The sequence below is a fragment of the Paenibacillus sp. MZ03-122A genome (genome assembly GCF_024213325.1).
Classification (GTDB): Bacteria; Bacillota; Bacilli; order Paenibacillales; family Paenibacillaceae; genus Paenibacillus; species Paenibacillus polymyxa_B.
Genome location: NZ_JANAVI010000001.1, coordinates 244488 through 259145 on the forward strand (window position 1 = coordinate 244488; position 14658 = coordinate 259145).

Below are 14658 nucleotides of genomic sequence, written 5' to 3' on the forward strand. Positions count from 1 at the left end.
TTATGCAGGGAGGGCAGGACATGGATAAAAAAATACTGATAGCGGACGATGAGGCGAGCATTCGAAATGCGCTGGCTTATGCATTAAAGCGAGAGGGTTTTTTGGTGGAAACCGCCGTTGATGGGGAGGACGCCTTGGAAAAAGTGCGTTTGTTCCACCCGGATGTGCTCATACTGGATGTGATGATGCCCAAACTGGGTGGATATGAGGTGTGCCGCCGTTTGGAAAATCGGAAGGGCATCGGTATTTTACTGCTGACGGCCAAAAACGATATCGTTGATAAGGTACTCGGGCTGGAGCTGGGTGCGGACGATTTTATGAGCAAACCGTTTGACCTGAGGGAGTTGCTTGCTCGTATTAAAGCATTGGTACGGAGACTGGAGCGAGAAGGAGCGCCTGCCCCGGAAGGAACAGAAGTGGTCCTCGGCCCATTACGGGTACGTCCGTCCAGTCGAACAGCTGAACTTGGAGCCATAGCGCTGGATCTGACCCCCAAGGAGTTTGATGTGCTGGCGCTGTTGGTGTCTCATGCCGGGAAGGTATATACACGAGACGATCTGCTGGAGCAGGTATGGAGCTTCGATTATGTGGGCGGAACGCGGACGGTGGATATTCATATCCAGCGCTTGCGCAAGAAGCTTGAGCCACATCAAGCGATATTGCAGACTGTGTATGGTATCGGCTATAAGGCAGAGAAAATTACGTGAACGAACATCATTCACTCCATCAGCAAGGAAGCTTGCGGTCCACCGACCAACAGAAGCGCAAACGCAAACCTACAGGCTTGAGCCTGCGTTGGAAATTTCCGTTGGTACTGGCGGCTTTGCTGCTGTTTACTGTGGGTGTGCTGAGTTGGCTCGTGCTTACTGGTATTCGCGCTAACCAGACAGATCAAATGGAACGCAGCTTAAAGCGTCAGGCCGAAATTGTAGAAATGCGTGTAAAACAGTCTTACCTGTTGGGAGTGCGCCAATCACCGGAAGACTTTATGAAGAAGCAGGCACCTGGGCTCGCAGTGGAACTAGGGGTATCCAGTAATATGCGCGTTATTTTATATGATAGTCAGGGGCATGAGGTTGGCAATTCTCTACCGCTGGCTTTTAGAACAGATGTCAGCCAGGCGCTCTCCTATGCGATCCAAGGCAAAATTGCGTATATTACGGAAGGAAGCGCAATCACTTATTTGGCTCCGCTTCAAGGTCCAGACGGCTTACTGGGAGTGGTACAGCTTCACAGCTCAACAGAAGCACAGCAGCAGTTCTACCGGGCCATTGCCCACTTGTTTCTATGGACGGGGGGTGCGGTGCTGATATTGAGCTTTATTTTGGGTTTAGGCTATGTTAGTCGCCAGACGAGGGACATCGGACGACTGACTCGGGCTTCCGAACAGATATCGGCAGGGCATTATCCAAAAGCCAGACTGCTGCGGTGGCAGGATGAACTGGAAAGAGTGGATGAAGGAATGCTCCAAATGAGTCATGTGATCCGGATGAGCATTACCGCGCTGGAAAACGAAAAGCTCCGGCTGGAAGAAGCGGTTCAGCGCTTGAGAGAGATAGAGCAGCAGCAAAAATCTTTTATTGGAAATATCAGCCATGAACTAAAGACCCCATTAACCTCTATTCAAGCTTATGCTGATTTACTGGATATGTATGGGGATGATCCTGAACTGGTGCGTGAAGCGAGAGAAAGCATCAGTAAGGAAACAAAACGGTTGTACGAGCTTGTCGAGGACTCGCTGCGGCTATCTGTGCTGGATAAATATGATTTTGAATTGCATACGGAGGCTGTGGAACTGCATTCGTTACTGGAAGATGCAGGGATCCGTATTCGAGGAAAAGCGGCAGCGCGTGGACTGAATTTTTCGATAGATACCGTTCCTGCCCAGGTGTGGGGAGACCCTAAGCATCTGATGCATATTATACTGAATTTGCTGGATAATGCAGTGAAGTACAATCGGGACGGTGGATGGATTACGTTATCGAATCGGGTAGAACAGGACACTGTGATGGTGTATATACGTAATTCCGGTCCATGGATTCCCAGGGAGCAATGGAACATGATTTTTGAGCCGTTCGCTACCTTGAGTCGTGATCGATCTCGTCAGGACAGCGGTACGGGACTCGGTCTTCCTCTGGCGCGCAGACTGGCGGAGCGCATGGGGGGAGAGTTGCAGCTTACAGCTTCAGATCATGGCGGGTTGGAAAATGGCAACGGCCATACGAATGTAAGTGGGAATGAATTTTCGCTTAGACTCCCCCTGTTGGTTCACGATGGCTCCCTGTAAACGGCCGATTGTTAGCACAGGGCTAGATAGAATGATGTCTTGTTTACAACTTGGAAACAATTCGATGTATTCATGAGATGTTCTGGCATTAAACTGGGGGTATCGTTAACAAGGAGGCCGTTGTACATGATAAAGAAAAACATAGACAGCTATAGGCATAAGAACGGCTTCTCTCATCGCGAAGATTCCCGTACAAGAGTTTTCAGACAGAAAGCCACGCGGGTGCTCATGACCGGCTTAATAGCCGGGGGATTGCTCAGTGGTTGCGGCATGAAGAGCGCAGAAGAGACAAATCCAGCATTCGGTATGAAACCGGGCCAACAGCTTACTGTGATTGACACGGATGCAGCCCAGCAGCAAGTAACGGACGAGCTGGTGGTATCGTCTATCGACAGGCTGGGTGATGTCTACGCGAGGTCTTGGCTGAGCGACGAAGAGCTGATTGTCGAGCGTAATACCCAGCTGTGGATTCATAATGTAGAGACAGACAAGGAGCGGATTTTAACACCAGGTCGTAAGGCTCCACAGTTACTTGCTGTGGTATCACCGGATCAGCGCCATGTCTTTTTTACTGAAGGTAGCACCAGTAGCAAATATGATATCCAGGGCTACATTTTGGAACTAAGCAGTGGTAAGGTTACATCGATTGGCAAGCTGGATATGACTAACGAAGTGAGCTGGAGCGATGAGAATGATCTCATTACAGGCACACCGGATGGTAAAATCCAGCTGATTGGTCTGGATGGCAAGGCTGAAGAATTGAGTTTTCAAGATCCGAATCGCTCTGAATTGATGTCTCATGTCGAAAAAGTGGGTAACGCCATATTTTATACAGGCAGTGATAAACAAGGGTATCCGGTGCTGAATCGGTTCACTCTCAATCATCCTCAGGCTGTGACCATTGCAGAGGGTGCCATGTCCTTTGCCGTGTCGCCTGACGGTAAGTCTATTGCCATTGAAAAGCGAAAATGGAATACATCCGAACCAGCCCGTATGATCATTTTGGATGAACAGGGCAAAGAGAAAGGAATCGTCGGTCAAGGTACTTTAATGAGTCGTGGAAGCTGGTCCAGCGACGGGTCCAAGCTTGCTTTTTCCATTTATGATGAGGATCAGCAAGGCATGAGAGGGCTGTATGTGTTTGACCAGTCCACGGGTAAAACCACTCCGGTTACGACCGATATCCAATCCTATGACAGCCCAACGGTATGGAGCCCATCCGCCCGGTTTTTATCCATGTACCAGAACATTTCGGAAGGTGGAAAACAGCTCAATCAAAGCTACATTGTCGAATTTAAGAGGAAGTAGTTTCTGGAAGAATATGTCCATCCAGTCCGTAAGAAATGGTGATTGCTTAGAGCTGTTATTAAGTAGTAAAAAGGCGCATATCCGTTTTTTCGGAATGCACCTTTTTAAATTAGGATGGCTATTGATTTTATATATCTATACAAACTTGCGATGATGTTTCTTACCGTCATATGAGAATAAGGCGAGCTTACCCTCAATCATGGTTTCCAAATGAACGGTGCGCCCCCACAGCTGATATACATACGGAAGTGTGCGCTCCATATATTTTAAATCCAGCTCAATGCCTTCGTACTGGTGCTTGAGCTTCAACTCGCCCGTATGCAGGTAATCTCCATCCTCGACGACGATATAAGGGGAGCCTCCATTCACACGTGAAAACACGAGCTGATCCCGTATGTTTTTCCAAGATTTATCGGTAATTTTCCAATCGGGTCCCCGTTTCTCAAACACGTACAGATCCAAATCCTCTGTCAGTTTCTTGGTCATGTAATTGCGTATAAAAGAGGTGTCCGAGTCGAATTCTCGCACCTCGAACATTTTAGCTCGACCCTCGCCTGGTTTGCGTCCTTGTCGCTCTTGCTCCTCACGGGTTGGGTTATCCCATCGTTTTTCAATATCCTCAAATATTTTCAGTCCCAAATAGTATGGGTTCAGGCTTTGCTTGGAAGGCTGTACGACTGAAGCGTTCAGCATCGCAAATTCAACGGTTTCCTCCCCGGTCAAATCCAGTTCCCTTACAATCCGCTGATGCCAATAGGAGGCCCAGCCTTCATTCATGATTTTGGTCTCCATTTGGGGCCAGAAATACAGCATTTCGTCCCGTAGCATCGTCATAATATCCCGCTGCCAGTCCTCCAGCACCTCCGAGAATTCCTGAATAAACCAGACGATATCTTTTTCAGGTTCCGGTGGGAACTTGCGTACCTTGATGCCCTCGGTCTCGGCGGGATCATGCTGCTTCACTGTGTCCAGTGACCACAGATCATCGTAAGGCCCAGGGGGACGGTGGCGTTTTCCGGGTTCTTTCTGTTCCCGAATTTTGAGCTCCATGTAGCGCTGCTTATCCAGATGCCTTGGTTTGATGATCTGTGGATCCACATGCTCTTGTATCGCCAGTACAGAGTCAATGAAGGATTCCACAGCCTTTGAACCGTATTCCATTTCATAGCTGTTGATTCGATCTGCTGTGGCCGACATACTCTCCACCATATTGCGATTAGAAGCTGAAAAGCGGGCGTTGTGTTTGAAAAAATCACAGTGTGCCAGCACATGGGCGACAATTAGTTTATTCTGCACCAAAGAATTTCCTTCCAGCAGGAAGGCATAGCAGGGATTGGAGTTAATGACCAGCTCATAGATTTTGCTCAATCCAAAATCGTACTGCATTTTCATCTTGTGAAACGTTTTTCCAAAACTCCAGTGGCTGAAGCGTGTGGGCATACCATAGGCTCCGAACGTGTATACAATATCCGCCGGACAAATCTCATACCGCATCGGGTAGTAGTCGAGCCCGAATCCATCTGCAATCTCCATAATTTCTGATATCGCATATTCTAGCTCCTTCTGGTCGGTGCTCATCCCACCGTTCCCCCTTCCCGTTTGCGAAAAAAGGTACGTAAGGCTTGGTATACCTCACCTTTTTCCTTGATGACATAGTACATAAACTGATCCTTTTTAATATTCTTGTAGGCTGACATCAGCGTGCTGCTGCGATTATATTGATTCACTTCTCCATAGCCGAACATATTGCTTCGCTTTATAAGTTCCTCGATTAGCTTCACACACCGCTCATTGTCTGAGGTCAGGTTATCGCCATCCGAGAAATGGAAGGGATATATATTGTAGCTGGAAGGAGGATATCGTTTGTCGATAATCTCTAGTGCTTTCAGATAAGCCGAAGAGCAGATCGTGCCGCCACTTTCTCCGCGGGTAAAAAATTCTTCCTCCGTAACCTCTTTAGCCTCGGTATGATGCGCGAGAAAGACAATTTCCACCTTTTCATACTGACGGCGCAAAAAGCGGGTCATCCAGAAAAAGAAGCTGCGAGCGCAATATTTTTCAAAAGAGCCCATCGAGCCTGATGTGTCCATCATGGCTATAATCACCGCGTTGGATTGGGGAATGGTCTTCTCTTCCCATGTTTTGTAGCGAAGATCGTCCGGACTAATATGATGAATGCCCGGTTTCCCCTCACGGGCGTTGCGGCGCAGATTTTCGAGAATAGTTCGTTTCTTGTCAATGTTCGCTTGCATGCCTTTTTTACGTATATCATTGAACACGATAGATTCAACCTCAATTTGATCCTTGTCTTTTTGCTGTAAATTCGGTAATTCCATTTCCTCGAACAGCATATCTTCCAGTTCTTCTATGCTGACTTCCGTTTCCATAATATCGTGTCCCGGCTGGTCGCCGGCTTTCTCACCTTTACCAGGCTTCTGGGAGGCAGGATCACGTCCGATGACATCCCCCACCTGACTATCTCCATCCCCTTGGCCTACATGCTTTTGCTTTTGATAGTTATAAATGAAGCGATATTCATCCAGACTGCGAATCGGCACTTTGATAATCTGTTGACCGTCCGACATAATAATATTTTCTTCCGTTATCAGATCGGGTAGATTTTGCTTAATGACATCTTTGACCTTCTGCTGATGACGTTGCTGGTCCTGGTACCCTTTGCGATGCAGCGACCAATCTTCGCGGGATACGACGAATGAATATGGCTGGCGTGGTTCCGGCATTATTAGGCACCCCCCAAGTGGATACACGGCACAGTTTGGCCTTGTTGGTTATTAAGTATATTCACGGGGATGAACGATATGTGATGGAACTCGATTTAAATTCTGCCCGTTTGCTTTTATAATGAAAGTAAAAGATGTAAAAAAAGAATGGAGAACCTTGGGTTAATATTGATTGATTGTGCTTGAAGATATGCTTACTGGTAGTAGAGGTATGCGTCAGATGCGTCAATTTACGGATTGCCACATTCTTCGAGAATGTGACTTTGAGGAAGAAGATCTGTCGCCCTCGTTAGTAAGGACGACAGGTGGATCATAAGAAATGGCAGATGCCCTCCTATTGTAGGAGGGTAATTTTTATCTTCACCACAATAGTCGAACTACAGCCATACTCACAATACCGACAACGACGGTAGCCAGCAGGTTTTTGCTCCACAAGGCGGTCACTAGCGTGGGAAAGACAGCCATAAGTACTTGCCCATTAAGAGTGACTGAGGATTCGGTTCGGACGAGCAAATTCTCCATCACGAGGGCCGTGAATATGCAGATGGGAATATAGGAAAGCCATTGTAGAACTGGTTTGGGAAGCGCCAGTCTTTGCAGCACGATAAAGGGAATGATCCTTGGGATCGCCGTGACAATCATGGCACCGATAATGATATACAGGACATTGGGATTAATGCTCATTTGTCGGTTAACACTCCAATCGTTGCGGTGATCATGGTTGCTACAATGACGGCGATATGTGATGGCACCCACCAGGACAAAAGGTACATCAGAACAGCCATACATAGCACAAGCAGCAGGCGATGCTTGAGTTTGGAGGTCTGGACACTTTGGAGCTGGGAAATAAGCAGGGCAAGGAACATCGCAGGCAAGGCAAAGTCCAGACCAAAAGCCTCCGGCCGGGAAATCCAGTTCCCGAGAACCCCTCCCGCCACACAGGATGCAATCCAAGCGAGATAAGCTGTAATATTAAGCCCGTTCATCCAGCGGTCACTGACCTGCCCGCCTTTAGCCAATTTATCCGACGCTACTCCAAAGGATTCGTCCGTCAAAAGTGCGCCGATGCCTATGTTTTTCCACAATGAGTATTTAGAAAAGTAAGGAGCCAGCGACGCACTTAACAGCAGATGACGAGCATTCACAATGAATGTCGTTAAAATAATGACGGATGGAGGACTGGATGCAGCCAGCATCGAGCACATAATAAACTGAGAGGCTCCGGCGTATACAAGCGCCGACATGAAGGCAATTTCCATGGTGCTAACCCCTGATGAGGCACCCACAATGCCTGCCGCGAACCCAATACATACATAACCAAGCAATGTAGGAATACAATCTTTAACCCCATGTAAAAAGCTGAGTGAATCGGGCTTCGTTTCGCTCAACTCCGAAGCTATGGACATTTTAACCTTACCCCCAGTGTATAAATTTATAATAGTATATAACGTAAGTTGTGAAGTATCAATATATTATACGTTTGTGCGTTATGTTGAATAATGTCTATAGCGAACACACAGGGAGAATGTTTATTTTATTGCTTTTTAGAACTTGACCCTAAGGATAGAGATGAATATGAACAGATGTAGAGGACAAGGACGTATACCTAATGGAATCCGCGCTGGTGCTTCAGCCCGGTAAGGAAGATAAAGAGCTTCAGCGAAAAAAGAGCATCAACAAAATTGAAACGTTTCCATCTTAGTGTTATTATAATTTTCATAAAGAGAGATAGGGGGAGGGAGATGCCGATGCCAAGTATTAAAGATGTAGCTAGCTTAGCTGGCGTAGCTGTAGGAACTGTATCCCGAGTTATTAACAACTCGGGCTCTGTAAAACCAGATACACGCAGAAAAGTGGAGGAAGCTATACAAGAACTGAATTATTTTCCTAATGAAGTCGCTCGAAATTTCAAGATGAGGAAATCCAAGATGGTAGCCTTGCTGCTTCCAAGTATCTGGCATCCTTTTTTTTCTGAACTGGCTTATTACATTGAGGATGAGTTGGATCAGGAAGGCTTTAAGCTCATGTTGTGTAATAGCGGCGGCAAGCCCGAAAAAGAACTGTATTATCTGGATATGCTACGGCAAAACAAAGTGGCTGGTATTGTCGGCATTACTTACAATGATATAGAAAATAGCGTAAGCAATGACATTCCGATTGTAAGTATTGATAGGCACTTCAACAAAAAAATTACTTGTGTGACCTCCGATAATTATGAGGGAGGGCGTCTGGCTTTGAGGGAGCTTGTTAAAGTGGGGGCCCAGAAACCGGCTTTTATGGGAAGCGTCACTTCCATTTTCAGTGAAACCATGAATCGGAGAAAAGGTTTCATTCATGAGGCGCAAACATTGGGAGTCGATTATGTAATCTACGAGAAGCCCGACCCTATAGTGGACGACGATGCCTATTTTAACGAGTTCCTAAATGAGCATCGCGATGTGGACGGCATTTTTGCTATTACCGATATGTTAGCCGCCAACTATATAGAAAGAGCACGCAGGGAGGGCATTCGCGTTCCAGAGGATGTAAAGGTTATCGGCTACGACGGGATTCAGGACCATCCTTATTTTCATCCGATATTGTCTACAATCAGGCAGCCAGTGGAGGAGATGGCACGTATGACAATCAGACTGCTTTATAAGAAAATCGAAGGTGAAACTTTAGATCAGCAAGTGTATCGTCTCCCCGTTGTCTTCAAGCAAGGCGAAACTACATGATTTTATTGTAAAAATATTAGCTCATTCGGTCGATTCATAGTATGGATCTACTAACTGATGTTTTTCTCACAGCAAATTGGAAGCGTTTCAAAAGTGAAAACATCCTAGTTCAAGAAAGGAGGTGTAATGGTGAATTCAAGAACTAGCGAGTCGGATCATTCAGGATCAAGCCAAATCGAAAAATATGGAACCGGATCAAACGCGACTATTCCTTAAACATTCAAACTTCAAACTTTTTTCTTTTGGCAGAAGAAAGATATCTCAGTTCTTCCCGATATTTCGCCACGGTTCTGCGTGATAGATGCAAACCTTCCTTTCCCAGTAGGGTAGTAATAGCCTGATCCGATAACGGTTTTTGCTTGTCCTCATCATCTATCAAATTTTTGATACGCTTTTTTGCACTCTCCGATGAAGCAGCATCTCCGTCCGCTGACGTCAAGGAGGAAGTAAAGAAAAATTTGAGCTCGAACAATCCGCGAGGCGTCTGTATAAATTTATTACTGACCGCCCTGCTGACCGTGGATTCGTGTAAGCCCGTCTTATCGGCAATCTCCTTTTGGGTGATTGGTTTGAGGAAATACACGCCATGCTCAAAAAAATCCTGCTGCTTTTCCACAATGGCCTTGGCAACCCGTAGAAGGGTCAGCCGACGTTGCTTCAGGCTATTGACCAGCCATTTTGCCGTATTCATCTTCTCATGGATAAAACGTTTGGTTTCACTATTCGGTAGATCCTGCATCATTTGCCGGTAAAAAGGGTTAATCTCAACCCGCGGCGCACTAATGTCATTAATCAGGACAAGATATTCCCCGTTGGCTTTTTCGACCGTTATATCTGCTATGATGTATTGCTGCTCTTTATGAGCAAATGCTGCGCCCGGGCATGGATTTAGCTTGCGAATTCGATCGGCCATCTGTATAACCTCTTGCCTACCGATTTCAAGAGCATCCGCAATTTTTTGTATCCGATTGTTCGCCAGATCGGCCAGATGGTTGCTTACCATTCTGACTATGCATTCATCATCCATGCCAGCAAGCTGGAGCTGGAGAAGAAGACATTCTTCCAAGCTGTAAGAGGCGATCCCCGGTGGATCAAAACTCTGTATCACCAAGAGCATATCCTCAATTTCGGCTATGGGAACGTCCAATAGTGAGGCGACCGTTGGAACATCAAGTTCTAAATATCCCATTTCGTTCAAATTGCCAATGAGGTACCGTGCCACCATACGCTGTGAATTTGTAAGCCCACATACCAGTCCAAGCTGCCTGTTCAGATGTTCAAACAGGGTATCATTCGGATTGGGGACAAAATCCAGAAATGTAACGGGGTTTGCTCGCTGGACCGATGGATATTTTTCTCCGCCACGATAATGTTCAAGCAGATCTCCTTGATCTTTCTGTGAAAACCGCTCTGCTTCTTCTTTGATACTGCCTATGGACATATTAAACTCCGGCAAATCAATGACTGGATTATTGTTCGCCTGTTCATGCAGAAAGGATATTAAATCAGCCGAAGAATATTGCAAGATCGTGATTGCTTGTCGCAATTCGGGCGTCATCACCAGCTTGAATCCTTGTTCCTGTTGTAATCCATATCGTATCATTGACTTATTCAAACTCCTTTTCCATACATTTCCGGTACGAATTCACAGTCAGTCATTTATGAAAGATCTACTTCTCTAAGCCTATGCAATTCTCCTGCCTAGATGTTAACGTTACCGAGTAATTTTATCTGATAGAAACGATTCATAAACAAGCCAAAGCTTGTCGTAATAAGTAACAGTTATTATGTGTGTTGTATTTTTGGTTATATACACTATCTTTCTTGTATACTCATTCATTGAATAACAAAATACACTGGAGCTGGAGGAATCATTTATGGAAACTTATAAAATTGTCTGCATTGATATTGACGGGACGCTGCTTAACTCGGCGCATCAAATCACGGAAGCAACCAAAGAAACCATTCTCCAGGTTATAAATGATAAGCAGATTCCAGTGGTTCTTGTCTCTGCGCGAATGCCAAAAGCAATTATTCCATTGCAGAAGCATCTTGGTATTTCTGAGCCTCTCATATGCTACAGTGGGGCACTTGTTATAGATAAACACGGGAACAAGCTGAACACCCGTTATATAGATAAGAAAATGACACAGTGTTTGCTTGACAGCCTGGCTGAGTATGATCTTCACGTAAGCCTGTATAAGGATGATGAGTGGTATATTGAACAATTGGATGCATGGGCGCTTCAAGAACGTGACATCACCAATATCGAGCCTCGCATTTATAGTTTTTCTAAGCTTACCAGTGGTTGGAGGGAAGAGACTGATGGAACCAGTAAAATTTTGTGCATGGGTGATCCCGAAGAGATCAGACGCGTCCTTCAAGTATTGCGACCCCTATACGGCGAAGAAGTAAATCTCTACTTATCCAAGCCTACTTATCTGGAAATCATGTCAAAAAAGGCTTCCAAAACCGCAGCCATTCAAATTCTGCTAAAAGAGTACCAACTGAAACAAAGCGATTGTCTGGCTATGGGTGACAATTACAATGATATCGACATGCTGGCCTTTGCAGGACTTGGCATTGCCATGGAAAATGCTCCCCTTGAGGTCAAAGCTGCTGCCAACACCGTTACTCTCTCGAATGACGAGGATGGAGTAGCTCATGCGCTGAAAAACCATATTCTGTTCCCTAAATAAGCAGGTTGGAATCAATTTCCAATGACTGATTCAGGCTGGAGGAATACAGGTGAAAAGAATAGATAAGATTTTAGAGTATATTGCCGAAAGCACCAAGAAAATTTCCAAAGAGGCTTTATTTGCGGGGGAAGGGATTACGGCTGCGGAAATTGCTGATGATCAAAAGATGTTGAGAAACAATGTGAGCAAAGAGTTGAATAATCTGCTGCGTGACGATCTAATCCTTAAAATCAAAGGAAGACCGGTCAGATTTCTGCATAAGCAGATTATCGAGGACACCTTTCGGGTTCGGCTGAAAGAGAAACAAATTGAGGTCAAAAGCATCAAAGAGGTATTGCTGCCTGACGAACAGGTCGATCCGTTCCATGCCTTGATCGGTTTCAGGGGCAGCATGCGTAACCAGGTTGAGCAGGGGAAGGCAGCGATTCTGTATCCTCCTAGAGGTCTGCATACCCTGATAGTCGGGCAGACGGGTGTTGGAAAAACTATGTTTGCCAGGTTGATGTACCATTATGGCAAGTATATGAAGCGGTTTTCAGAGCATGCGCCATTTATCGTTTTTAACTGCGCTGATTATTTCAATAACCCCCACTTGTTACTTTCCCACATCTTTGGTCACGTTAAAGGGGCGTTTACAGGCGCTGATCATGAAAAAGCAGGGCTGGTGGAGAAAGCTGACGGAGGCATCCTGTTTTTGGATGAGATTCACCGTTTACCCCCAGAAGGCCAGGAAATGATTTTCTATTTCATGGATACTCACACCTATAACAAATTGGGCGAAACGGATCGAAAAAGAGATGCGAGTGTGTTATTGATTGGAGCTACGACGGAAGATCCCGGATCATCCATGCTGAAAACCTTCATTAGGCGCTTACCCATCACGATCAATATCCCTTCCCTTCAGGAACGTGCTATTGAGGAGCAAATGCTGATTTTGAAGCATTTGTTTGCTAACGAGGCCAATAGGGTAAACAAGCCGATTAGGATTGAACCAGAGGTAGTAAGAGCACTGATCGGCAGCGTCACCTACGGCAATATCGGCCAGTTAAAGTCGAACATCCAGCTGGTATGCGCTAAAGGTTTTTTAAACAGCATACATGAAAACAAAGAAGAAATAGGACTTGATTTTAAAAACCTGCCGGGAAATATCCGAGATGGTTTGTTTAATATTGATAAAACGCAATATAAGATGAAGGAAATCGGATGTATTTCCTCGTGCCTATACATTACTCCAGAAGGAAGAAAAGCTTTGGATGAAGAGGTTGTTTCCGAGCTGCCGTTTAACCTTTACAAACTAATTGAAGACAAGATTGGCATGCTGAAGGAAGAAGGGCTCGACGACGCCTACATCCACAGATTTATTGCTACGGATGTCAATATCCATATTAAAAGCTTTTATAACCGTTTTTATAACACCAAAGGGAGCAGGGAACGAATTCTGAAAATTGTGGACAAAGACATCCTTGAATTCTCCGAGCAGATTAAGGAAATGGCCAAAAAGGAACTAAACCGAATTTACAGCGAGAGATTCGTGTATGCTTTCAGTCTTCATTTAAGCGCCTTTTTCAAGCGCACCAGAGAGAAAAAATACGGTGATGCCCGAATCTATGAACCGATGAATGAACATGATGAAGAGTACAGACTGGCCCAGACTATCAAAAGTTTGATCGAGTCTAAGTTTGGTGTACATGTACCGGAGGCCGAAATAACTTATATGGCGATTCTTCTGAAATCTGTTGAGGAAGAACGACAGGGTAGTGTGGGAATTATTGTGGCAGCACACGGTACCAGTACAGCGAGCAGCATCGTCGGCGTCGTAGACAGCTTGCTGGGCAGTTCTAATCTTTGTGCTGTTGATATGCCCCTCGATGTCAGTCCTAGGGAAATTTTGGAGCTTATTATCGATAAAGTAAAGAGCATTGACCGTGGTAGAGGCGTGTTGCTGCTGGTTGATATGGGCTCTTTGCTCAATCTTGAAGAAACTATTATGGAACGTGTTGGAATCAATGTAAAGACTATTGATATGGTTTCAACTCCGCTCACGCTGGAGGCTGTCCGAAAGGCCAGTGTTTTTGACATGGGGATAGAGGAAATATACCAATCGCTAAAAGATTTCAGGGGATATAACAATAGCAGCGCCGCAGTGAAAGTAGTCCATAAGGCAATTGTGACGGTTTGCTCCTCCGGCAAAGGTGCAGCGGTCAAATTGAAAGAGTTTGTAGAGAAAGTTGTCTGCGATTTGACGGATGAGGAGATACTGGTTGTCCCGGCAAACGTAAGAGAGTTGGATAAAGTGGTCCAGGATATGCGGTCTAAGCGAACCATTCTTGCCGTGATTGGAGTAAAACGGCCAAGCGAGCCGGAAATCCCGTTTATTCCCTTGGAAAAGCTGATTGAAGCGAGCGGTGAGCAGACATTGAGAGAGCTACTGCTGAATAACAAGCAGATCCCTGCTGTGGATCAAAGTGTAGTCGTCAGGGAGTTATGCGAGGAAAGTCTGAAAGAATTTATGACTTATTTGAATCCCCACAAAATTCTGGGAATGGTGATGAGATTTGTGCAAGAGCTGGAACTTGGATTAGAAGTCAAATTTGATTATGCAACAAAAGTCCAAATTTCTACTCACACAGCTTATGCGCTGGAACGTATGGTTATTCGCGATGGACTTGTTTATCAGGGGGAAGTGAAACAGCTCGACCAGCACATATTCGAGGTGGTAAACCGTTCATGCAGCATATTTGTTTCTGATATGAATCTTATACTTTCTGAAGACGAAAAATATTATATTTGCGAAATGTTGAGCGAAGTATATAACTTTATTCCACAGTAATGGCCAAAGAGTATAAAACGCTTTCATATGTGTATGAAAGCAGTGGAGATTGATAAATAATGATCTGTTCAGACTG

Annotated in this window: 11 protein-coding genes; 6 read left to right on the forward strand and 5 right to left on the reverse strand. The window is 45.4% G+C overall.

Translation table 11 applies throughout. The annotated features are described in order from the left end of the window. Nucleotides 1-20: 20 nt before the first annotated feature. From NLX74_RS01200 to NLX74_RS01210, 3 genes are all read left to right on the forward strand, one after another. Nucleotides 21-707: a response regulator transcription factor gene (locus NLX74_RS01200; protein WP_254327723.1), complete on the forward strand. Its 687-nt coding sequence runs from the start codon at nucleotides 21-23 to the stop codon at nucleotides 705-707. Then, nucleotides 704-2287, forward strand: a complete 1584-nt coding sequence (locus NLX74_RS01205) for a sensor histidine kinase (RefSeq protein WP_254327724.1) — start codon at nucleotides 704-706, stop codon at nucleotides 2285-2287. Before NLX74_RS01200 ends, NLX74_RS01205 begins: the two co-directional genes overlap by 4 nt. A 126-nt stretch (nucleotides 2288-2413) precedes the next feature. Next, nucleotides 2414-3595 carry a TolB-like translocation protein gene (locus NLX74_RS01210; RefSeq protein WP_254327725.1) on the forward strand — a complete coding sequence of 394 codons (1182 nt, stop codon included), beginning with the start codon at nucleotides 2414-2416 and terminating at the stop codon, nucleotides 3593-3595. A 135-nt stretch (nucleotides 3596-3730) separates the two neighbouring features. Here NLX74_RS01210 and NLX74_RS01215 read toward each other — a convergent pair whose 3' ends face one another. The 4 genes from NLX74_RS01215 to NLX74_RS01230 all read right to left on the reverse strand — a co-directional run bounded on the left by NLX74_RS01215 (nucleotide 3731) and on the right by NLX74_RS01230 (nucleotide 7742). Further along, on the reverse strand, nucleotides 3731-5173 hold the full coding sequence (locus NLX74_RS01215; RefSeq protein ID WP_254327726.1) for a SpoVR family protein: 1443 nt from the start codon (nucleotides 5171-5173) through the stop codon (nucleotides 3731-3733). Beyond that, nucleotides 5170-6336 carry a sporulation protein YhbH gene (gene yhbH, locus NLX74_RS01220; protein WP_025723949.1) on the reverse strand — a complete coding sequence of 389 codons (1167 nt, stop codon included), beginning with the start codon at nucleotides 6334-6336 and terminating at the stop codon, nucleotides 5170-5172. Before yhbH ends, NLX74_RS01215 begins: the two co-directional genes overlap by 4 nt. Nucleotides 6337-6696: 360 nt before the next feature. Beyond that, nucleotides 6697-7020, reverse strand: coding sequence for an AzlD domain-containing protein (locus tag NLX74_RS01225; RefSeq protein WP_254327727.1), 324 nt, complete (start codon nucleotides 7018-7020; stop codon nucleotides 6697-6699). Then, nucleotides 7017-7742, reverse strand: coding sequence for an AzlC family ABC transporter permease (locus tag NLX74_RS01230; RefSeq protein WP_235307904.1), 726 nt, complete (start codon nucleotides 7740-7742; stop codon nucleotides 7017-7019). Before NLX74_RS01230 ends, NLX74_RS01225 begins: the two co-directional genes overlap by 4 nt. A 342-nt stretch (nucleotides 7743-8084) precedes the next feature. Here NLX74_RS01230 and NLX74_RS01235 point away from each other — a divergent pair, with 342 nt between their 5' ends. Beyond that, nucleotides 8085-9053: a LacI family DNA-binding transcriptional regulator gene (locus NLX74_RS01235; protein ID WP_061831444.1), complete on the forward strand. Its 969-nt coding sequence runs from the start codon at nucleotides 8085-8087 to the stop codon at nucleotides 9051-9053. Between the two features lie 220 nt (nucleotides 9054-9273). Here the strand turns inward: NLX74_RS01235 and rpoN are convergent, their stop codons facing one another. After that, nucleotides 9274-10656 (reverse strand): RNA polymerase factor sigma-54, encoded by a 1383-nt coding sequence (gene rpoN, locus NLX74_RS01240; protein WP_254327728.1) that lies wholly within the window; start codon nucleotides 10654-10656, stop codon nucleotides 9274-9276. 274 nt (nucleotides 10657-10930) lie between these two features. On the opposite strand from rpoN, the gene NLX74_RS01245 reads away from it, so the two are divergent. Together NLX74_RS01245 and NLX74_RS01250 are read left to right on the forward strand one after the other, a co-directional pair. Next, on the forward strand, nucleotides 10931-11752 hold the full coding sequence (locus NLX74_RS01245) for a Cof-type HAD-IIB family hydrolase (protein ID WP_235307906.1): 822 nt from the start codon (nucleotides 10931-10933) through the stop codon (nucleotides 11750-11752). Between the two features lie 49 nt (nucleotides 11753-11801). Further along, nucleotides 11802-14582 carry a sigma-54-dependent transcriptional regulator gene (locus NLX74_RS01250; RefSeq protein ID WP_254327729.1) on the forward strand — a complete coding sequence of 927 codons (2781 nt, stop codon included), beginning with the start codon at nucleotides 11802-11804 and terminating at the stop codon, nucleotides 14580-14582. Nucleotides 14583-14658 lie beyond the last annotated feature (76 nt).

Bases quoted from the DNA above. Each gene is read 5' to 3' on its own strand.
- NLX74_RS01200 (WP_254327723.1), top strand. From the start codon at position 21: ATGGATAAAAAAATACTGATAGCGGACGATGAGGCGAGCATTCGAAAT.
- NLX74_RS01210 (WP_254327725.1), top strand. From the start codon at position 2,414: ATGATAAAGAAAAACATAGACAGCTATAGGCATAAGAACGGCTTCTCT.
- NLX74_RS01215 (WP_254327726.1), bottom strand. From the start codon at position 5,173: ATGAGCACCGACCAGAAGGAGCTAGAATATGCGATATCAGAAATTATG.
- yhbH (WP_025723949.1), bottom strand. From the start codon at position 6,336: ATGCCGGAACCACGCCAGCCATATTCATTCGTCGTATCCCGCGAAGAT.
- NLX74_RS01225 (WP_254327727.1), bottom strand. From the start codon at position 7,020: ATGAGCATTAATCCCAATGTCCTGTATATCATTATCGGTGCCATGATT.
- NLX74_RS01230 (WP_235307904.1), bottom strand. From the start codon at position 7,742: ATGTCCATAGCTTCGGAGTTGAGCGAAACGAAGCCCGATTCACTCAGC.
- NLX74_RS01235 (WP_061831444.1), top strand. From the start codon at position 8,085: ATGCCAAGTATTAAAGATGTAGCTAGCTTAGCTGGCGTAGCTGTAGGA.
- rpoN (WP_254327728.1), bottom strand. From the start codon at position 10,656: ATGATACGATATGGATTACAACAGGAACAAGGATTCAAGCTGGTGATG.
- NLX74_RS01245 (WP_235307906.1), top strand. From the start codon at position 10,931: ATGGAAACTTATAAAATTGTCTGCATTGATATTGACGGGACGCTGCTT.